Source organism: Kitasatospora sp. YST-16, assembly GCF_026802215.1.
GTDB classification, from domain to species: Bacteria; Actinomycetota; Actinomycetes; order Streptomycetales; family Streptomycetaceae; genus Kitasatospora; species Kitasatospora cineracea.
In genome coordinates this window covers 5,025,456-5,045,786 of record NZ_CP113837.1, presented here as the reverse complement: position 1 = coordinate 5,045,786, position 20,331 = coordinate 5,025,456, and the positions used below count along the sequence as shown (strand labels likewise).

The 20,331-nt window shown below is 74.6% G+C and carries 16 protein-coding genes; 1 reads left to right on the top strand and 15 read right to left on the bottom strand.

Annotated elements, in window-relative coordinates:
• Positions 1-139: 139 nt before the first annotated feature.
• The 7 genes from OU787_RS23020 to OU787_RS22990 all read right to left on the bottom strand — a co-directional run bounded on the left by OU787_RS23020 (position 140) and on the right by OU787_RS22990 (position 7,279).
• A complete protein-coding gene (locus OU787_RS23020; protein ID WP_268660421.1) occupies positions 140-781 on the bottom strand; it encodes a regulatory protein RecX in 642 nt (213 codons plus the stop codon).
• 368 nt (positions 782-1,149) lie between these two features.
• On the bottom strand, positions 1,150-2,250 hold the full coding sequence (recA, locus tag OU787_RS23015; protein WP_030457973.1) for a recombinase RecA: 1,101 nt from the start codon (positions 2,248-2,250) through the stop codon (positions 1,150-1,152).
• A 235-nt stretch (positions 2,251-2,485) separates the two neighbouring features.
• Positions 2,486-3,412, bottom strand: coding sequence for a hypothetical protein (locus OU787_RS23010; protein WP_268660420.1), 927 nt, complete (start codon positions 3,410-3,412; stop codon positions 2,486-2,488).
• Positions 3,409-3,942, bottom strand: a complete 534-nt coding sequence (locus OU787_RS23005; protein ID WP_030457971.1) for a SigE family RNA polymerase sigma factor — start codon at positions 3,940-3,942, stop codon at positions 3,409-3,411. Before OU787_RS23005 ends, OU787_RS23010 begins: the two co-directional genes overlap by 4 nt.
• 57 nt (positions 3,943-3,999) lie before the next feature.
• Positions 4,000-5,415, bottom strand: coding sequence for an AI-2E family transporter (locus tag OU787_RS23000; protein WP_442788529.1), 1,416 nt, complete (start codon positions 5,413-5,415; stop codon positions 4,000-4,002).
• Between the two features lie 34 nt (positions 5,416-5,449).
• A complete protein-coding gene (locus OU787_RS22995; RefSeq protein WP_030457969.1) occupies positions 5,450-5,644 on the bottom strand; it encodes a DUF3046 domain-containing protein in 195 nt (64 codons plus the stop codon).
• Positions 5,645-5,680: 36 nt separating this feature from the next.
• Positions 5,681-7,279 carry a S8 family peptidase gene (locus OU787_RS22990; RefSeq protein WP_268660419.1) on the bottom strand — a complete coding sequence of 533 codons (1,599 nt, stop codon included), beginning with the start codon at positions 7,277-7,279 and terminating at the stop codon, positions 5,681-5,683.
• 150 nt (positions 7,280-7,429) lie between these two features.
• Between OU787_RS22990 and OU787_RS22985 the strand changes: the two genes are divergently transcribed.
• Positions 7,430-12,031 (top strand): ATP-dependent helicase, encoded by a 4,602-nt coding sequence (locus OU787_RS22985; protein ID WP_268660418.1) that lies wholly within the window; start codon positions 7,430-7,432, stop codon positions 12,029-12,031.
• A gap of 12 nt (positions 12,032-12,043) precedes the next feature.
• Here OU787_RS22985 and OU787_RS22980 read toward each other — a convergent pair whose 3' ends face one another.
• The 8 genes from OU787_RS22980 to OU787_RS22945 all read right to left on the bottom strand — a co-directional run bounded on the left by OU787_RS22980 (position 12,044) and on the right by OU787_RS22945 (position 20,180).
• On the bottom strand, positions 12,044-12,301 hold the full coding sequence (locus OU787_RS22980) for a hypothetical protein (RefSeq protein ID WP_268660417.1): 258 nt from the start codon (positions 12,299-12,301) through the stop codon (positions 12,044-12,046).
• 52 nt (positions 12,302-12,353) lie between these two features.
• Positions 12,354-12,722: a helix-turn-helix domain-containing protein gene (locus OU787_RS22975; protein ID WP_030457965.1), complete on the bottom strand. Its 369-nt coding sequence runs from the start codon at positions 12,720-12,722 to the stop codon at positions 12,354-12,356.
• 314 nt (positions 12,723-13,036) lie between these two features.
• Entirely contained in the window at positions 13,037-13,522 is a 486-nt protein-coding gene (locus OU787_RS22970) for a CinA family protein (protein WP_268660416.1), read from the bottom strand.
• Positions 13,515-14,147, bottom strand: coding sequence for a CDP-diacylglycerol--glycerol-3-phosphate 3-phosphatidyltransferase (pgsA, locus tag OU787_RS22965; RefSeq protein WP_030457963.1), 633 nt, complete (start codon positions 14,145-14,147; stop codon positions 13,515-13,517). Before pgsA ends, OU787_RS22970 begins: the two co-directional genes overlap by 8 nt.
• Positions 14,144-15,607, bottom strand: coding sequence for a 30S ribosomal protein S12 methylthiotransferase RimO (gene rimO, locus OU787_RS22960; RefSeq protein WP_268660415.1), 1,464 nt, complete (start codon positions 15,605-15,607; stop codon positions 14,144-14,146). Before rimO ends, pgsA begins: the two co-directional genes overlap by 4 nt.
• A gap of 82 nt (positions 15,608-15,689) precedes the next feature.
• Positions 15,690-16,547, bottom strand: coding sequence for a helix-turn-helix domain-containing protein (locus OU787_RS22955; RefSeq protein WP_030457961.1), 858 nt, complete (start codon positions 16,545-16,547; stop codon positions 15,690-15,692).
• Positions 16,548-16,735: 188 nt separating this feature from the next.
• The gene (locus tag OU787_RS22950) at positions 16,736-19,423 is read right to left on the bottom strand and encodes a DNA translocase FtsK (protein WP_030457960.1); all 2,688 of its coding nucleotides are present in this window, start codon (positions 19,421-19,423) and stop codon (positions 16,736-16,738) included.
• 121 nt (positions 19,424-19,544) lie between these two features.
• Positions 19,545-20,180, bottom strand: coding sequence for a response regulator (locus OU787_RS22945; RefSeq protein ID WP_030457959.1), 636 nt, complete (start codon positions 20,178-20,180; stop codon positions 19,545-19,547).
• Positions 20,181-20,331: the final 151 nt, after the last annotated feature.

Genomic DNA, 20,331 nt, shown 5'->3' with positions numbered 1-20,331 from the left:
TCGAGAATTGACTCCGATGAACTGATCACCAGTCATCAAATCCCACCACCACCCGGCCCGTTCCGACATCCGCGCCCAGCCGCCCACCCGCTCACTCGCCAGCCCGCTCACTCGCCAGCCCGCTCAGTCCTCCGCCCGCTCAGTCGTCCGGCTCCTCCATCCCTTCTTCCTCCACCCCTTCTTCCGCCAGCGCCTCCCGCACCACCCGGAACGCCAGGCCCTCGGCGTAGCCGCGCCGGGCCAGCACCCCGACCAGCCGCCGGATCCGCACGTCCCGGTCCAACCCGGCGGTGGAGCGCAACTTCCGGTCCACCAGCGCCCGGGCGGCCTCCGACTCGTCCTCGGCGTCCACCTGGAGCAGGGCCCGCTCGGCGGTCTCCCCGGTGACGCCCTTGGTGCGCAACTCCTGGGCCAGCGCCCGCCGGGACAGTCCGCGCACCGCGTGCCGGGACTCCACCCAGGCTTCGGCGAAGGCGGCGTCGTCGATCAGCCCGACCTCCTCCAGCCGGTCCAGCACCTGCTCGGCGACCTCGTCCGGGATCTCCTTGCGGCGCAGCGCGTCGGCCAGCTGCTTGCGGGACTTGGCGGCTCCGGTGAGCAGCCGCAGGCAGATGTCCCGGGCCCGGTCGGCCGGATCGCCCGCCGGCTCGGCAGCCCGCCCGCGCCGCCCCTGGCGCGGCTCCCGCTCGCCCCTTTCCTCCCCTTCTTCTTCTCCCCGCTCGGCCTTCGCCCGCCGCCGGGTCCGCGGCCGCTCCGCCGCCACCGGCTCCGCGACCGGCAACTCCCCCAGCGCACTGCGCCGTCGCCGCCGCCCCCGGCCAGCTCGGACGCCCGCACCAGCCCGGGCAACCCCCCAGGTCCGCCACCTGCGCGGTCCCGCCCCCGCCGCCGCCCGCCCCCGCGCCGGGCGGCTCCTCGGCCACCGCCGCGAACCAGTCCGGCGGCCCGTCCGACGTCTCCTCCTCCGCGACGGCGGCGAACCAGTCCGGCGGCCCGTCCCCGCCGCCGGACCGACCACCGTCCCCGCGTCCGCTGCCGCTCTCGCCGTATCCGCTACTGCTCTCGGCGTTGTCCCCGGGAACGCCCGCACCGGGCCCGTCCTCGGACGGACCCGGTGCCGGGTGGTGGTGCTGGTGGCGTGTCAACGGATCAGCTCTTGGCAGCGGCCGCCGTCTTCTTGGCGGCGGCCTTCGCGGGGGCCGCCGCGGCCGGGATCTCCACGGCGGGGGCGGCGTCGCCCTCGGCCTCGGGGAGCTTCGGGCCGATGCCCAGCTTGCCCTTGATCTTGGCCTCGATCTCGTCGGCCAGCTGCGGGTTGTCCTTCAGGAAGTTGCGGGCGTTCTCCTTGCCCTGGCCGAGCTGGTCGCCCTCGTAGGTGTACCAGGCGCCGGACTTCCGGATGAAGCCGTGCTCGACGCCCATGTCGATCAGGCCGCCCTCGCGGCTGATGCCGACGCCGTAGAGGATGTCGAACTCGGCCTGCTTGAACGGCGCGGCGACCTTGTTCTTGACCACCTTGACGCGGGTGCGGTTGCCGACCGCCTCGGTGCCGTCCTTCAGGGTCTCGATGCGCCGGATGTCGAGGCGGACCGAGGCGTAGAACTTGAGCGCGCGGCCACCGGTGGTGGTCTCCGGCGAACCGAACATCACGCCGATCTTCTCGCGCAGCTGGTTGATGAAGATCGCGGTGGTGTTCGACTGGTTCAGCGCACCGGCGATCTTCCGCAGCGCCTGGCTCATCAGGCGGGCCTGGAGGCCGACGTGCGAGTCGCCCATCTCGCCCTCGATCTCGGCGCGCGGCACCAGCGCGGCCACCGAGTCGATGATCACCAGGTCGATCGCGCCGGAGCGGATCAGCATGTCGGTGATCTCGAGCGCCTGCTCGCCGGTGTCCGGCTGGCTGACCAGCAGGGCGTCGGTGTCCACGCCGAGCTTCTTGGCGTACTCGGGGTCGAGCGCGTGCTCGGCGTCGACGAAGGCGACGGTGCCGCCGGCCTTCTGGGCGTTGGCCGCCAGGTGGAGGGTCAGGGTGGTCTTGCCGGAGGACTCGGGGCCGTAGATCTCGACCACCCGGCCGCGCGGGATGCCGCCCACGCCGAGCGCCACGTCGAGGGCGGTGGATCCGGTGGAGATCACCTCGACCGGCTCGTTCGCCTTCTCACCGAGCCGCATCACCGAGCCCTTGCCGAACTGCCGCTCGATCTGGGCGAGTGCGGCCTCCAGGGCCTTCTCGCGATCCGTTCCTGCCATGGCTTCCACCCTCGGGTTCTGTCCTGTGCGCTTCATCGTCATCGACGCTAGCGCGTCCCACCGACAATCGGCCCCGGACGGGCTCGGCCTGTGGAAAACTCCGCACCGAAGAGTACAAAGAACGTTTGTTCGATTCCAGTCCCGCACCCCACCACCCCACAACGGGCCGGGGCCCGACCCCACGGCCGTCGAGCCGTGGGGTCGGGCCCTCGCCCCCGCACCCCCTACTTGAGAGCTACTTGAGCATCTCCTCGCCCGCGTTCGGCACCTCGGCCCCGCTCCGGTCGAAGAACTGCCAGGACACCACCCGCTTCCCGGCCTGCTCCGGCACCACGATCCGCCGGTACGGGGAGTCCCCGACGGTGACCAGCTGCGGCTCGACCACGCTGCCGTCACTCCAGGTCACCACCACCTTGGCGATGTCGGGCCCGAACGCCATCACGGCGAGCGTCACCGGCAGCGGCCCGGAGTGGTCGTCCTTGGTCCGGGGACCCATCAGGTTGCCGTTGAAGGTGGTCGCCATCCACGGCTCCAGGTGCCCGGGCGCCGGGTAGCTGCCCTGCTCGTCGTACTTCTGCCGGACGCCGTCCAGCGTCGCGTAGGTGTCGACGACGTCCTCGTTCGGCTGCCAGTACTGCTGGACGTACGCCTCGGTGGGCTTGTCCAGCGAGGGGTCGACGGCGCTGCGCTCCTGCCAGACCGCCACCGCCTGCTCGTACGCCCGCTCCTGCGGGGCGACCGGCCAGAGCGCCTCCCAGAGCTTCCACTCCTTGCCGTCGACGACGCCCTGCCCGATCACCACCCGGACCGGCGCGAACGGGTCCCGGGCGGCCGCCGACGGGGAGGCCGGGGTGCCGTCGTCCCCGGCCCCGACCAGGCTGCCGCCACCCGCGCCGCCGTCGGCCGGCCCGATCGCCCGCGCGGTGCCGGCCCCGGCCGTCCCGGCGTGCAGCCCGGCCGCCGTGCCGCCGCCCAGGACCACCACCGAGGCCAGCGCCAGCGCGCCGACCGCGGTGCGCCGCCGGCGCCGGATCCGCCGCCCGCCGGCCTCGATGCCCGCGACCGGGACCGACCCGATCCGCACCTCCGCCGCGGCCCCCGCGAGGCCCAGCTCCACCCACATCTCGCCGTTGCCCCGCGCTCCGTCGTCACCCGTGGTCACACCGCACCCCCGATCCGAGTCATGTCCTTCAGTTCCCCCAGGTCCGCGGTCTCCCGCAGCCTGGCTATCCCCTTCGCGGCGTGGCTGCGCACGGCACCGGCCGAGCACCCCATCGCCGCGGCCGCCTGGCTGTCGCTCAGGTCCTCCCAGTGCCGCAGCACCACGGCCTGCCGCTGCCGGGCGGGCAGCCCCGCGAGGGCCGCCATCAGCATCCGGCGCTGGTCCGACCTGGCGTACCCGTCCTCGGACCCGGCCGCGTCCGGCACCGCCTCCACCAGGACCTCGGGGGCCCGGCGGCGCCAGCGGCGGGCGTGCTGGTTGACCATGATCCGGCGCACGTAGCTGTGCGGGTCGTCGGCCCGGCGGACCTTCGACCAGGCCGCGCAGGTCCGCTCGGCGGCGGACTGCGCGAGGTCCTCGGCGGCGTGCTGCTCGCCGGTCAGCAGGTACGCCGTCCGCAGCAGCCAGGGCCACGCCCCCACGATGAACGTCCGGAACTCGTCGTCCGGACCGTTCTGCTTCTCTCCCATGAACACCTCCTCACCCATCCAGAGCCCGGAGGAGGCACCAAACGCTTACCCGCCGGGTCATTCCCCCGGCGGTTCCTCCCGCCGCTCCCCTTCCGCCCGCTCCCCACCGGCACCGTCCGCACCCGAACGAATGGAACCGCCGGAGCTGCCGGGGCCGCCCGAACCGCCCGACATCATCCGCCGCAGCCGCCGCACCGTGTGCCGCCGCCGCTCGCGCCGCTCCTCGCCGCGGTCGATCCGCGGGTCGTCCTCGACCTCGTAGCGGCGCACGTACGTCCCGACGAAGCCCTGCAGCGTCGCGGCGACCGGGATGGCGATCAGCGCGCCGACCGCGCCGAGCAGCGCGGCCCCGGCGATCACCGCGCCGAACGCGACGGCGGGGTGCACGTCGACGGTCTTCGCGGTGATCCGCGGGTGCAGCAGGTAGTTCTCGATCTGCTGGTAGACGATCACGAAGACCAGCACCCACAGCGCCTCCACCGGCCGCTCGGTCAGCCCGACCAGGACCGGCAGCGCGCCCGCCAGGTAGGTGCCGATGGTCGGCACGAACTGCGACATGACGCCGACCCAGACGGCCAGCGCCGCCGCGTACGGCAGGCCGATGGCCGCGAAGAACGCCCAGTGCGCGAGGGTGGAGATCAGCGCGAGCAGCGCCCGGGAGTACAGGTAGCCGCCGGTCTTGGCGAGCGCGATCTCCCAGGCCCGCAGCACCTCGCCCTGCTTGGACGGCGGCAGCAGCGAGCAGACGGTGCGCCGCACCCGGGGGCCCTCGGCGGTGAAGTAGAAGGTGAACAGGCCGACGGTGAAGGCCTGGAACAGCCCGCCGATGACGGTCCCGGTGACGCCCCAGACGTTGTCGGCGGCCTGCTGGGCGTACTTCTCGATGGTGCCGGAGTCCTTGAGCACCTGGTGCTGGAGCTGGTCGAGCGACAGGTCGGTGTGGAAGGTGTGGTTGATCCAGTTGATCAGGTCCTGGAGCAGCTGCGGCAGCTTCCCGGCGATCTGGGTGATCTGGTCGACCAGCAGGGTGCCGAGCGAGGCCAGGAAGCCCGCCACGGCCAGGGCCAGGCCGATGAACACCAGGAAGGTGCCCAGGCCGCGGCGCATCCCGCGGGCGGCCATCCGGTCGACGGCGGGCTCCATCGCCAGCGACAGGAAGAACGCCACCAGCAGCATCACGAACAGGTCGATCAGCTGGTGGAACGCCCAGTCGGCGAGCTGGAACAGACCGACGCCGAGCAGCGCCAGCAGGATCGCCCGGGGCAGCCAGCGGGGCATCGCGCCGCTGCCGGTCTCGGCCCGGCGCAGCAGCCGGGCGGCGGCGGTGCGCGCCGTCTCGGCGTCGGCGGCCGCCACGGCCTCGGCGGCCCGGTCCGTGGTGCCGGGCCCGGCCTCGACCGGGGTGTCGAACGGGGTGTCGGGGGTCGTCCGGCCGGGGGCCGTCGGGTCGGGGTGCTCTGCGCTGCTCGCCACCGGGACAGTCTCGCCCACGGCGGGGCGGACGGTCTCACCTCAGCAGGGACGACACTCCTTGCGTGACGCAGACCACCCGCCACACGTCCTTGGCCTCCCACCCGGCGTCCAGCGCCTGCCGGACGGTGCGGCCGCCGAGCTCGCCCATCACGTGGTCCTGCGCGAAGGACTCCGCGTACGCCTCGCCGAAGTGCTCGTGCATCCGTCGCCAGAACTCGGTCAGCCTCATGCGCCCAGTATCGGGCACCGGCGGCCCCGCCCGGAGTCAGTCGGCGGGCAGGGCGAGGATCCCGGCGCCGTAGAAGCCGCGGTCCTGGCAGCCGAGCGGCAGGGCCTTGGTGCAGTTCTCGTCGGCGGCCCGGGCGAGGTCGGCGGCGATCCGGTCGGGGCTCCAGTCGGGGTGCCGGGCGGCGACCACGGCGACCGCGCCGGTGACGTGCGCGGCGGACATCGAGGTGCCGGCCAGGGCGGCGTACCGGCCGCCGGGCCAGTCGGAGACGACCGCGCCCTGGGTGCCGCCGTCGGGGTCGCCGCCGGGGGCGGCGATGGAGACCTTGCCGCGCCCGTAGTTGCTGTACCCGGCGGGCAGGCCGTTGCGGTCGACGGCGGTGACGGTGACCACGCCGGGCAGCTCGCCGGGCAGCCGGATGCACTCGGTGCCGAGCTGCCGGTCGTCCGGAGGGCCGGTGGTGCGGTCGTTGGGGCTGCGCCGGTCGGCGCGTCCGGCGTTGAGGTCCTGGCCGTCGTTGCCGGCCGAGGCGACCACCACGGCGCCCTTGCGCTGGGCGTAGGCGACCGCCCGGCCGACGGCGGCGGCCAGCGCGGCCTGGTCGGCGTCCTCGGGGCAGTTGTACTTCCACGGGTCGGCGAAGTAGCTGTCGTTGATGGCGCGGGCGCCGTGGTCGGCGGCCCAGAGCATGCCGCAGACGATGTTCTCGGCGTAGTACTGGCCGAGCGGTCCGAGCAGCCGGACGGCGGCGATCCGCACGCCGGGGGCGACGCCGGTGACGCCGTGGCCGTCGCGGGCGGCGCCGACGATCCCGGCGACGTGGGTGCCGTGGCCGCTCTCGTTGATCGCGTCGTCGGGCCGCCAGGCGCCGCTGCGGGAGTCGGGGCGGCCGTCGGCGCAGGACGCGGAGGCGCCCGGGTCGACGGCGGCCCGCAGGTCGGGGTGGGTGTCGTCGACGCCGGAGTCCAGCACCGCGACGGTGACCTTGGACAGCTGCTGGGCGGTGGGCAAGGCGGAGGCCCGGTCGGCGGAGGTCGCGGTGCCGCGGTCGGCGACCGGCGGGCGCAGCAGCGCGGCGCCGCGTCCGGCGGGGCGGTCGAGGGCGCCGATCATGGCGAGGTTCCAGTCGGACTGCTCGCCGGGATCGGGCACGGTGGCGGTGGAGTCGTCGGCGCGCTCGGCGGTGTCGCCGGGCGGCACGGCGTCCCCGAGCGGCAGTGCGGCGGCCTCGGGGCCGTGCGCGGTGCCGGTGTCGAAGGCGGCGCCGGCCAGCGGCCGGGGCGGGGAGGGCACCGGGACGGTGCGGGTGGCGCCGACGGCGGCTATCCCGGGCCGCTGCCGCAGCTTCCCGGCGAACCGGGGTCCGGCGTAGGCGAGCACCGCGCCGATCTGCGGGTAGTCCTGGACGACCTTGCCGCCGAGCGCCCGGGCCTGGTCGGCGGCGTGCTCGGCGCCGCGGGCGTCGGTGCGCTCGTCCAGCACCAGGTAGCTGAGGTAGGTGTCGCCGGTGCCGGTGACGTAGGGGACGGCGCCGCCGAGCAGCAGTCCGGTGAGCAGCGTCGCCCCGAGCACCCGGACGCTGCGGCGCCGGCGGGTGGCGGGGGTGTCGCTGCGGGCCTGGCTCACCTGCTCCATCGCACGGTCTCCGCTCGTCAGGCAGGGCCGGACGCCGGGGATCGGGTCCGGTTCCTCACGATATGAGCGATTTGTACGATTTGCTGCGCGGGGTTGGGTCAGACGGTGACCGTTCCGTGACCTGTCAGCCTGTCGGGGCACCATGGGGGCATGGGCACCTCCGACGCTGATCCGCTGCAAGGCTTCGCCCCGGCCACCCGGGCCTGGTTCACCGGGGCGTTCGCCGCCCCCACCGAGGCGCAGTCCCGGGCCTGGTCGGCGATCCGGCTGGAGACGGACGTGCTGGTGGTCGCCCCGACCGGCTCCGGCAAGACGCTGGCGGCCTTCCTCTCCGCCCTGGACCGGCTGGCCGCCACCCCGCCCCCGGCCGACCCGAAGCGCCGCTGCCGGGTGCTCTACGTCTCCCCGCTGAAGGCCCTCGCGGTCGACGTGGAGCGCAACCTGCGCGCCCCGCTCACCGGCCTGCGGCAGGCCAGCGTCCGGCTCGGCCTGCCGGAGCCCGAGGTGCGGGTCGGCATCCGCTCCGGCGACACCCCGGCCGCCGACCGCCGGAAGTTCGCCACCCACCCGCCGGACATTCTGATCACCACCCCCGAGTCGCTGTTCCTGCTGCTCACCTCCGCCGCCCGGGACGCCCTGCGCGGCATCGACACGGTGATCCTGGACGAGGTGCACGCGGTGGCCGGCACCAAGCGCGGCGCGCACCTGGCGCTCAGCCTGGAGCGCCTGGACGAGCTGCTGGAGCGCCCGGCCCGCCGGATCGGCCTGTCGGCCACCGTCCGCCCGGTCGAGGAGGTGGCGCGCTACCTCAGCCCGCGGCGCGGCGCCGCGATCGTCCAGCCCGGCAGCGACAAGCGCTTCGACCTGTCCGTGGTGGTCCCCGTCCCGGACCTCGCCGACCTGCCCGCCGCGCCCGCCGAGGAGTCCGACCCGCAGCGGCAGTCCTCGATCTGGCCGCACGTCGAGGAGCGGATCGTCGACCTGGTCCAGGCGCACCGCTCGACCATCGTGTTCGCCAACTCCCGCCGACTGGCCGAGCGGCTGTGCCACCGGCTGAACGAGATCGCCTACGAGCGGGCCACCGGCGCCCCGCTGCCCGAGGCGCGCTCCCCCGCCGAGCTGATGGGCGGCTCGGGGGCCGCCGCGGGCGCCCCGCCGCTGCTCGCCCGGGCCCACCACGGCTCGGTCTCCAAGGAGCAACGGGCCCTGGTGGAGGAGGAGTTGAAGGCCGGCCGGCTGCCCGCCGTGGTGGCCACCTCCAGCTTGGAGCTGGGCATCGACATGGGCGCCGTCGACCTGGTGGTGCAGGTCGAGTCCCCGCCCTCGGTGGCCTCCGGCCTGCAGCGGGTCGGCCGGGCCGGGCACCAGGTCGGCGCGGTCTCCAGCGGCGTGTTCTTCCCCAAGTACCGCGGAGACCTGGTGCAGTCCGCCGTGGTCACCGAGCGGATGCGCACCGGCCGGATCGAGGCCCTGCGCGTCCCGCGCAACCCGCTGGACGTGCTGGCCCAGCAGCTGGTGGCGATCACCGCGCTCGACGTCTGGGACGTCGACGAGCTGCTCGCCCTGTGCCGCCGCGCCGCCCCGTTCGCCACCCTCCCGCAGTCCGCGTTCGACGGCGTCCTCGACATGCTGGCCGGCCGCTACCCGTCCGACGCCTTCGCCGAACTGCGCCCCCGCCTGGTCTGGGACCGCGTCGCCGGCACCGTCACCGGCCGCCCCGGCGCCCAGCGACTGGCCGTCACCTCCGGCGGCACCATCCCCGACCGCGGCCTGTTCGGCGTCTTCATCGCCGGCGCGGACCCGAAGAAGGGCGGCGGCCGGGTCGGAGAGCTCGACGAGGAGATGGTCTACGAGTCCCGGGTCGGGGACGTCTTCACCCTGGGCACCACCTCCTGGCGGATCGAGGAGATCACCCACGACAAGGTGCTGGTCACCCCGGCCCCCGGCGTCCCCGGCCGGCTCCCGTTCTGGAAGGGCGACACCCTCGGCCGCCCGCTCGAACTCGGCCGCGCCGTGGGCGCGTTCGTCCGCGAGATCGGCGCCCTGGAGCCCGCCGCGGCCACCGCCCGCCTGCACGCGGCGGGCCTGGACGACTGGGCCGCCGCCAACCTGCTCGCCTACCTCGCCGAGCAGCGCGCGGCCTGCGGCCACCTGCCCGACGACCGCACCATCGTGGTCGAGCGCTTCCGCGACGAGCTCGGCGACTGGCGGATCGTCGTGCACTCCCCGTTCGGCGCCCAGGTGCACGCCCCGTGGGCGCTGGCCATCGGCGCCCGGCTGCGCGAGAAGCACGGCCTGGACCCGCAGGTGATGCACGCCGACGACGGCATCGTGCTGCGCCTGCCGGACGCCGACCTGCTGGCCGACTTCCCCTCCGCCGCGCCCGCGGCGCCCGCCGACGAGGCCCCGGTCGGCGCCGACGCCGCGGTCTTCGACGCCGCCGAGATCGAGCAGCTGGTCACCGACCAGGTCGGCGGCTCGGCCCTGTTCGCCGCCCGTTTCCGCGAGTGCGCCGGCCGCGCCCTGCTGCTGCCGCGCCGCAACCCCGGCAAGCGCACCCCGCTGTGGCAGCAGCGCCAGCGCGCCTCCCAACTCCTGGAGGTGGCCGCCGAGTACGGCTCCTTCCCGATCGTCCTGGAGGCCGTCCGCGAGTGCCTGCAGGACGTCTTCGACGTGCCCGGCCTGGTCGAGCTGATGGGAGACCTGGAGTCCCGCGCGGTCCGCCTGGTCGAGGTCACCACCCCCGAACCGTCCCCGTTCGCCCGCTCCCTGCTGTTCGGCTACGTCGCCCAGTTCCTGTACGAGGGCGACTCCCCGATCGCCGAGCGCCGGGCCGCCGCCCTCGCGCTGGACTCCCGGCTGCTGTCCGAACTGCTCGGCCAGGCCGAGCTGCGCGAACTGCTCGACCCGCAGGTCCTCGCCGACCTGGAGGCCGAGCTCCAGCGCCGCACCCCCGAGCGCCGGATCAGGGACGCCGAGGGCGTCGCCGACGCGCTGCGCCTGCTCGGCCCGCTCGCCGAGGCCGAACTCGCCGAGCGCGGCGCGCAGCCGCTGTGGGCCCTGGAGCTGGAGGCCGCCCGCCGCGCCATCCAGGTCCGGATCGGCGGCGCCCTGCACTGGGCCGCGATCGAGGACGCCGGGCGGCTGCGCGACGCCCTGGGCACCCCGCTGCCGGTCGGCGTCCCCGAGGCGTTCACCGAGCCGGTCAAGGACCCGCTCGGCGACCTGCTGGCCCGGCACGCCCGCACCCACGGCCCGTTCACCGCACAGGAGGCCGCCGAGCGCTTCGGCCTCGGCAGCGCCGTCGTCACCGGCACCCTGCACCGCCTCACCGCCGCCGGCCGCCTGGTCCAGGGCGAGTTCCGGCCCGACGGCTCCTCCACCGTCCCCGAGTGGTGCGACACCGAGGTGCTGCGCCGCCTGCGCCGCCGCTCGCTGGCCGCGCTGCGGCACGAGGTGGAGGCCGTCCCGCCGAAGGCGCTGGCCGCGTTCCTCCCGCAGTGGCAGCACCTGGCCGGGCACCGGCTGCGCGGCGCGGACGGCCTCTACCGGGTCGTCGAGCAGCTCCAGGGCACCGCGCTGCCCGCCTCCGCCCTGGAGAAGCTGGTGCTGCCCGCCCGGCTGTCCGACTACTCCCCCGCCCTGCTGGACGAGCTGATGGCGGCCGGCGAGATCGGCTGGTCCGGCGCGGGCGCGCTGCCCGGCAAGGACGGCTGGATCAGCCTCCACCTGCCGGAGAACGCCCACCTGCTGCGGCCCGAGCCGCTCCCGCTCACCCCGGGCCCGGTGCACGCGGCCCTGCTGGAGGCGCTGACCGGCGGCTACGGCGCGTTCTTCCGCCAGCTCGCCGAGCGCGTCCCGGACACCCCGGACGCCGAGATCGCCGACGCCCTGTGGGACTTGGTCTGGGCCGGGTACGTCACCAACGACACCCTGGCCCCGCTGCGCGGCCTGCTCGGCTCCGGCCGCACCGCGGGCACCACCGCGCACCGCGCACCGCGCGCCACCCCGCGCGGCCGCTACGGCGGCGCGGGGCGCGGCCTGGCCCGCCCGGCCTCCCGCACCGGCCCGCCGACCGCGGCCGGCCGCTGGTCGCTGCTGCCCGCGTTCGGCGGCGAGGTGACGGCGCGGGCCGCCGCCCAGGCGCAGGCCCTGCTGGACCGGCACGGCGTGCTGACCCGCGGCGCGGTGGCGGCCGAGCGCGTCCCGGGCGGCTTCGCGGGCGTCTACCGGGTGCTGTCGGCGTTCGAGGAGCGCGGCCGGGCCCGCCGCGGGTACTTCGTCGAGGGCCTGGGCGGCGCCCAGTTCGCCATGGACGGCGCCGCGGACCGGCTGCGCTCGGTCAGCTCCCGGCTGGAGCGGACGGCGGGCGCCGAGTGGTCCGCCGAGCCCGCCGCGCAGGCCCCGCAGGCCCTGGTGCTGGCCGCCGCCGACCCGGCCAACGCGTACGGCGCGGCCCTGTCCTGGCCGGAGCCGCCCGCCGACACCGCCGCCGCCCACCGCCCGGCCCGCAAGGCCGGCGCGCTGGTCGCCCTGGTCGACGGCGAGCTGGTGCTGTACCTGGAGCGCGGCGGCAGGTCGCTGCTGGCCTGGCCCGCCGAGGGCCCCGCGCTGGACGCCGCCCTGGCCGCGCTGGCCGGTCCGCTCACCGTGGAGCGCGTCAACGGCCACCCCGCCCTCACCAGCCCCCTGGGCCCCCAGCTGGAAACGGCCGGTTTCCACCCCACCCCGAAGGGCTACCGGCTCCGGTAGCGGGGGCTCGCCTCACCCTCCCGGGGGAGCGTCCCCCGCCCCGGGCGGGCCGGGCCGCGGCAGGCCCGGGCCCGCCGCGGCCTCCCGCCGCGCGGGCTCCGGCGCGGTCCTGGCGTGCACCGGGATCAGCCCCACGCCCCACCAGCCGGCCGCGAGCACGCCGAGGGCGGCACCGCCGTGTATCGCGGTGCCGCCCATCAGCAGCAGTATCAGGCCCAGGCCGACCAGTGCCGTCGCACCGAGCAGCAGCGCACTGCGCGCACTCCGCATCGTGGCCCTCCTTCACCCGGCGTCCCGCACCAGCGGGACGGTCGAGGTCCGGTCAGGCCGCCACCACGTCCATCGCCGCCTTGGGCGAGATGGACCCGGACCGGTCGACACCGGGCGCCGGCAGCGGAACCGGTTCGAGCACCGGCCTCAGCAGATCACCCTCCGAGAGTGTCGCCATCGCCGCAAGTTCGGCGAGCGACAGTTCGTCGCTGACCTCCCGCATGACCTCCGACATCCGCACGTCGAGCGCGTCGCAGATGGCGGAGAGCAGCTCGGAGGACGCCTCCTTCTGACCCCGCTCGACCTCGGAGAGGTAACCGAGCGAAACCCTGGCGGCTGCCGACACCTCGCGGAGTGTGCGGCCCTGGCGCTGGCGCTGCCGACGCAGCACATCGCCCAGCAGGCGACGGAGCAGAATCATCGGTGCCTCCCTCCTCGGACTGCGGATCGAGATGTCACGACCCCACCGTACCGCCTTGCCAGCATCCCGTGCGGGGACCGGGGTCGTGTTCACTCTGGGCTGCAAGGCGCCCCCTCCCTGTTTCTTCCCCTCCGGGGCCGTCGAACCACCCGTGACGGGCAGATGTCCGGCTCCGGACGCGCAGTCGACGCCGGGTCGACGCGTGTGCTCCCGGCCGGGGCGGCCCGACCGGAGCCTCCGGTGTAACACGTTCCCCCGCCGGGTGCGGCGGGTTCGCGGGTTTTCGGCGCACCGCACCGGGTCTTCGGCGAAGCTCAGACCTGCCCGGACGCCAGCCGCCGGAGCAGCAGCTCCAGCGCGGCGTCCACCGATCCGTGCCGGATCGTGTCACGCCCACCCGACAACCGGAGCGGGAGCGCTTCTGTTCCCGCCGGTCCGGCCAGCGCCACGTACACGGTGCCGACCGGCTGCCCGTCCTGCGGGTCGGGGCCGGCCACGCCGGTGGTGGCCAGCGCCCAGTCGGCGCCGAGCAGACGGCGCACGCCCTCGGCCATCTGCCGGGCCACCACGGGGTGGACCGGGCCGTGCACGTCGAGCAGTCCCTCGTCGACGCCGAGCACGGAGGCCTTGAGGTCGGTGGCGTACGCGGTGACCGAGCCCCGGAACACCGCGGAGGCGCCGGGCACCCGGACCAGGGCGGCGGCCAGCAGGCCGCCGGTGAGCGACTCGGCGACGGCCAGGGTGGTGCCGTCGGCCTCCAGCGCGGCCAGCACCCGGGCGGCCGCGGCGCCCTCACTCACCGCGGCGCTCCCGGGCGATGCCCTCGCGGCGCAGCCGGACGGCCTGCAGCACGTAGTCGAGGCCGGTGGCCAGGGTGAGGAACACCGCGACGCCCATCACCACGGCGCGGGCGGTGGCCAGCGGTCCGGTGAGCACCAGCACGTACATGCCGACCGCGGTGCCCTGGGCGAGCGTCTTGATCTTGCCGCCGCGGCTGGCCGGGATGACGGCGTAGCGGATCACCCAGAACCGCATCAGGGTGATGCCGAGCTCCCGGGCCAGGATCACTGCGGTGATCCACCAGGGCAGGTCGCCGAGCAGGGACAGGCCGATCAGGCCGGTGCCCATGATCGCCTTGTCGGCGATCGGGTCGGCGATCCGCCCGAAGTCGGTGACCAGGCCCTTGCGGCGGGCCAGCGCGCCGTCGAAGACGTCGGTGATCATCGCGATGGCGAAGGCCGCCCAGGCGAGGGCCCGCCACTTGGGGTCGTGGCCGCCGCCGGCGAACAGCAGCGCGGCGAAGACCGGGACGAGCACCAGCCGGAACATGGTCAGCACGTTGGCGATGTTCCACAGGCCGGGCTCCGGCGGGACCGCGGCCGGGGTCGGCCGGGTGGCGGCCGGGGCCCCCGGCCCCTTGGTCATACGTCGGCTCCGGCGGGCTGCGGGACCTCGATCGCCTCGGCGACCAGGTCGACGCCTTCGGTGCCGGTCACGGTGGCCCGGTAGAACCGGCCGACCACCGCGTCCGGGACGCCGAGCAGGGTGGTCAGGCCGTCGGTCTCCGGGGCCTGGTGGGCGGCCCGGCCCTCCACCACCCCGTCCTCGACGGACTCGACCAGCACCGTGACCTCGCTGCCGATCCGCTGCTCGGCGCGCTGCGCGGTGAGCTCCTCGGCGAGCTTGGAGAGCCGGGCGACCCGGTCGTCGACCACGTCCTGGTCGAGCTTGCCGTCGTAGCCGGCGGCCTCGGTGCCGTCCTCGTCGGAGTAGCCGAACACGCCGATCGCGTCGAGCCCGGCGTGGGTGATGAACCGTTCCAGCTCCGCGTAGTCCTCCTCGCTCTCGCCGGGGAAGCCCACGATGAAGTTGGAGCGGGCGCCGGCCTCGGGGGCCTTGGCCCGGATCGACTCCAGCAGGCCGAGGAACTGCTCGGTGGAGCCGAAGCGGCGCATCCGGCGCAGCACGGCGGGCGCGGAGTGCTGGAAGGACAGGTCGAAGTACGGGACGACCTTGTCGGTGCCGGTCATCACGTCGATCAGGCCGGGACGCATCTCGGCGGGCTGCAGGTAGCTGACCCGGACCCGCTCGATGCCCTCGACCGCGGCGATCTCGGTGAGCAGGGTCTCCAGCAGGCGGATGTCGCCGAGGTCCTTGCCGTAGGAGGTGTTGTTCTCGGAGACCAGGGCGACCTCGCGCACGCCCTGCCCGGCCAGCCAGACCGCCTCGTTCAGCACGTCGCTCGGGCGGCGGGAGACGAAGGAGCCGCGGAAGGCCGGGATGGCGCAGAACGAGCAGCGGCGGTCGCAGCCGGAGGCGAGCTTGATCGAGGCGACCGGGGCGTCGTCCAGCCGCTTGCGCAGGGTGCGCGGGCCCGAGGCGGGGGCGACGCCGTCGGGGAGGTCCGCGGGGGCGCCGTGGCCGGGGAGGGCGATCTCGGCCGCGGCGGCCTGCCGCTCGACCGGGGTGAGCGGGAGCAGCTTGCGGCGGTCGCGGGGGGTGTGGGCCTCGACGTGGCCGCCGGAGAGGATGGTGTTCAGGCGGCTGGAGATGTCGGCGTAGTCGTCGAAGCCGAGCACGCCGTCGGCCTCGGGGAGGGCGTCGGCGAGTTCCTTGCCGTAGCGCTCGGCCATGCAGCCGACGGCGACCACGGCCTGGGTGCGGCCGTGCCCCTTGAGGTCGTTGGCCTCCAGCAGGGCGTCGACGGAGTCCTTCTTGGCGGCCTCGACGAACCCGCAGGTGTTGACGACGGCGACGTCGGCCTCGCTGGCGTCGTCCACCAGTCGCCAGCCGTCGGCCTCCAGTCGCCCGGCGAGTTCCTCGGAGTCGACCTCGTTGCGGGCGCATCCGAGCGTGACCAGGGCGACAGTGCGGGTTTCAGGCATGACGCCAAGATTAACGCGCGCCCCCCGGTGGAGTTCCCCCCGGAGGGCGCGCGCGTTGCTTCGGCGGGCGGATCGTCCCGGTTCAGCCCGCCTGCGGGTCGCCGGGGGTGTAGGCGAGGTGCACGACCTGGCCGTCCTGGCCGGCCGGGCCGAGGTCCTTGCCGTTGACGAACAGGTGGACGGCCCCGGCGTTGCCGATCACCAGGGTGATCTTCTTGCCGTCGGTGAAGGTCTGGTCCTGGCCGGCTTCCAGGTTGTTGGAGTACAGCGACTTGCCGTTGCCGTCCTTGGCGGTCACCCAGCTCTTGTCCTGCCCGGCGACCAGCTTGACGGTGACCTTGTCGGCGGGCGCGGCGGCGATCGCGGCGACGCTGCTCTCGGGGGCCGGCGGCTGCGCGGACGGGGAGGTGGTGGCGGGGGCGGAGACGCCGGAGGGCAGCGGGGCGCTGGCCGCACCGGGCTGGTCGCCGCCGGAGGACGAGGAGCCGACCAGGTTGTAGCCGATCAGCGCGACCACGGCGACGATCGCCACCACCATCGCGGCGGTCCAGTTCGGGCGGTTGTGGTCCTTGACCTTGATCGGGCCGGAGTCGAGCAGTTGTCCAGCGGTCGGCGAGGGCGCGCCGCCGTGCTCGGCGTCGTAGCGGGCGACCAGCGCCTCGCCGTCCAGGCCGACCTCGCGGGCCAGCAGCCGCAGGTGGCCGCGGGCGTAGAAGGCGCCGCCGCAGCGGTCGAAGTCGTCGGACTCGACGGCGTGCACGATCGGCACCCGGATCCTGGTCCGGGTGCTCACCTGGTCGACCGTCAGGCCGGCGTCGATCCGGGCCTTGGCGAGCATCCGCCCGATGCTCGGCCCGCCGGTGGTACGGCTCGACTCCTCGGCGGCGGCGGGCGCGGAGGAGTCGGGGGCGGAGCTGCGGGGGGACTTGCCGATGGTCACTGGGCACGCCTTTCGAGCGGAGGCCACCTGCTGAAGCACCAGTCTAGGGGTGGGGGCGGAACGTTTCTCAACCGGAGGGGGCCCGAACGTGCCACAGTCTCGCAACAGAAGTTGACGCGCGCTCACCGCGCTTTCCGGCCACCGCCCCGCCCCGCCGGGAGACCGGCGGGGCGGAGGGCGGAGGGCGCTCAGCCGCGCAGGGTGACCAGCACGCCGTCCAGCTCGTCGGGCTTGATCAGCACGTCGCGGGCCTTGGAGCCCTCGCTGGGGCCGACGATGCCGCGGGACTCCATCAGGTCCATCAGCCGGCCGGCCTTGGCGAAGCCGACCCGGAGCTTGCGCTGGAGCATCGAGGTCGAGCCGAACTGGGTGGTGACGACCAGTTCGGCGGCCTGGATCAGCAGGTCGAGGTCGTCGCCGATCTCCTCGTCGATCTCCTTCTTGGGGCCGCCGCCGACCACCACGTCGTCGCGGTAGCGGGCGGTCAGCTGGTCCTTGCAGTGCTGGACGATCTTGGCGATCTCCGCCTCGGTGACGAACGCGCCCTGCATCCGGACCGGCTTGGAGGCGCCCATCGGTAGGAACAGCGCGTCGCCCTTGCCGATCAGCTTCTCGGCGCCGGGCTGGTCGAGGATGACCCGGGAGTCGGCCATCGCCGAGGTGGCGAAGGCCAGCCGGGACGGCACGTTGGCCTTGATCAGGCCGGTGACCACGTCCACCGAGGGGCGCTGGGTGGCCAGCACCAGGTGGATGCCGGCGGCCCGGGCGAGCTGGGTGATCCGGACCACCGAGTCCTCGACGTCGCGCGGGGCGACCATCATCAGGTCGGCCAGCTCGTCGACGATCACCAGCAGGTACGGGTAGGGCGCCAGTTCGCGCTCGCTGCCCAGCGGCGGCTGGACGGTGCCGGCCCGGACGGCGGCGTTGAAGTCGTCGACGTGCCGGAAGCCGTAGGCCGCCAGGTCGTCGTAGCGCATGTCCATCTCGCGGACCACCCACTGGAGGGCCTCGGCGGCCTTCTTCGGGTTGGTGATGATCGGCGTGATCAGGTGCGGGATGCCCTCGTAGGCGGTCAGTTCGACCCGCTTGGGGTCGACCAGCACCATCCGGACCTCGTCGGGGGTGGCGCGCACCAGCACCGAGGTGATCAGGCAGTTGATGCAGGAGGACTTGCCCGCGCCGGTGGCGCCGGCCACCAGGACGTGCGGCATCTTCGCCAGGTTGGCCATCACGGTGTGGCCCTCGACGTCCTTGCCCATGCCGACCACCATCGGGTGGGTGTCCTCGGCGGCGGCGCGCGAGCGCAGCAGGTCGCCGAGGGTGACCATCTCCCGGTCCCGGTTGGGGATCTCCACGCCGACCGCGGACTTGCCGGGGATCGGCGAGATGATCCGCACGTCGGGGGTGGCCACCGCGTAGGCGATGTTCTTGGCCAGCGCGGTGATCCGCTCGACCTTCACGGCCGGGCCGAGCTCGACCTCGTAGCGGGTCACCGTCGGGCCGCGGGTGAAGCCGGTGACCCGCGCGTCGACCTTGAACTCGGTGAACACGCCGCTGAGTTGGGTCACCACGTCGTCGTTGATCTGGGACCGGGCCTTGCCGGGGGCGCCGCGCTCCAGCAGGTCGAGGGAGGGCAGCGCGTAGTCGCCGCCGCCGGAGAGCTGGAGCTGTTCCATCCGGGCCGGGGCCGCGCCGTGGCCCTCGGGGGCGTCGGCGGCCCGGGCGGCGGGCACCTCCGGCGTCCAGGGCTCCTCGGGCGGGGCGGTGTTGTCCTTGACCTGGCCGAGCATGCTGGCCACCGCGGGCGAGCCGGGCACTCCGTACAGCAGCGCGCCGTCCAGGTCGGCGGCGACGCCGGCCGCCAGGTCGCGGGTCTGGTACGGGTCCTTCTCGAAGGAGAGGGGCTCGGCGGCCTCCGTGGCCTCGACGTCGTCGTCGGCCTTGCGGCGGCGGCGCTTGCGGCGGGCGGAGAGTTCGTCGCCCTCGATGGTGATCGGCAGCGCGTCCGGGTCGGCGTCCTCGGGCGGGGCGGTGGAGTAGGCGCGCTCGGCGTCGGACGCTCCGGCCTCCGCCGGGTCCGGCTCGCCGGGCAGCGGCTCGACCACGCCCAGGCGCACGCCGAGCAGCCGCAGCCGCTCGGGGATCCGGTTGACGGGGGTGGCGGTGACCACCAGCAGGCCGAAGAAGGCGACCAGCAGCAGCAGCGGGACGGCCAGTGGCGGGCCGGCCGCGGCCATCATCGGGGTGGACACGGCCCAGCCGATCAGGCCGCCGGCCTGCCGGATCCTCGTCGCGCCGGCGCCCATCGCGGGCGCCCCGCAGCCGATGTGCACCAGGCCCAGCACGCCGACCACCAGGGTGCTCAGGCCGATCGCTATCCGGCCGTTGGCCTCCGGGAGTTCGGGGTGGCGCATCAGCCGGACGGCGAGCGCACCGAACAGGAACGGCACCAGCACGTCGAGCCGGCCGAACAGGCCGGAGACCACGTTGGTGGCGGCCTCGCCGAGCCAGCCCTGCGGGCTGAACCACGTCCCGGCGGCGGTCACCAGGGCGAGCGCCAGCAGCAGCAGCGCCACGCCGTCCTTGCGGTGCTCGGGGTGCAGGTTGCGGGCGCCGTGGCCGAAGCCGCGGAACACCGCGCCCACCGAGTGCGCCAGGCCCAGCCAGAGGGCCCGGACGGCCCGGAAGAGTATCGGCCGCTTCGGCGGGGGCGGCGGGGCCGGGGCGGCGGCCTTCTTGGCCGGCGCGGCCTTCTTCGCCGGGGCCTTCTTGGCGGGGGCGGCCTTCTTCGCCGCGGCCTTCTTGGCCGGCGCGCCCTTGGCCGGCCCGGGCTTGCTGGTGCGTGCGGCGGCGCTTCCGGGCGTTCGTGTGGCCATGGGGGGCAGCCTACCGGCGCGCCCGGGCCGCGGACATGCGCGGGCGCACTTCGGCGGGTTGTGTCGCCGACGCGCCGTCAGCCGCCCGGGAACCACCCGGACGGGCGACGCCGACGACCCGTCAGTTCGCGCCGGGGCGCAGCGCGTCCAGCGCCCCGCGCAGGCCCGCGATCTTCCGCTCCAGGTGCGCGGCGGTCGCCGCGGCGCCGCTGTCGGAGCCCGCGTCGAGCTGCTTGGTGAGCGCCTCGGCCTGCTCCTCGACGGCGGCCAGCCGGGCCGACAGCTCGCCGAGCAGCGCCCCGCCGATGGCCGGCTCCGCGCCCGCCTCCAACTGCAGGCGCAGCAGCGCGGCCTGCTCCTTGAGCTGGGTGTTCTTCTGGTACAGGTCGACGAAGACGGAGACCTTGGCCCGCAGCACCCACGGGTCGAAGGGCTTGGAGATGTAGTCGACCGCACCGGCCGCGTAGCCGCGGAAGGTGTGGTGCGGACCGTGGTTGATCGCGGTCAGGAAGATGATCGGGATGTCCCTGGTCCGCTCCCGGCGCTTGATGTGCGCGGCGGTCTCGAACCCGTCCATGCCGGGCATCTGGACATCCAGCAGGATGACCGCGAAGTCGTCGGTGAGCAGAGCTTTGAGCGCTTCCTCGCCGGAGGAGGCGCGCACCAGGGTCTGGTCGAGCGCGGAGAGGATCGCCTCGAGGGCGAGCAGGTTCTCCGGACGGTCGTCGACCAGGAGGATCTTCGCCTTCTGCACCAGGACCCGCCCTCCTGCCGGTTGTTTCCCGAGGGCCGGCACCTTCGTGCCGCCCATCACTGCCCCGGTCATGCTAGCCGTACCCCCTTGCCTGCCACAGGCCCGGTGCCGGGCGTCACCGTCCGGTCACTGTTGGCAACGACGGGTGACCTTA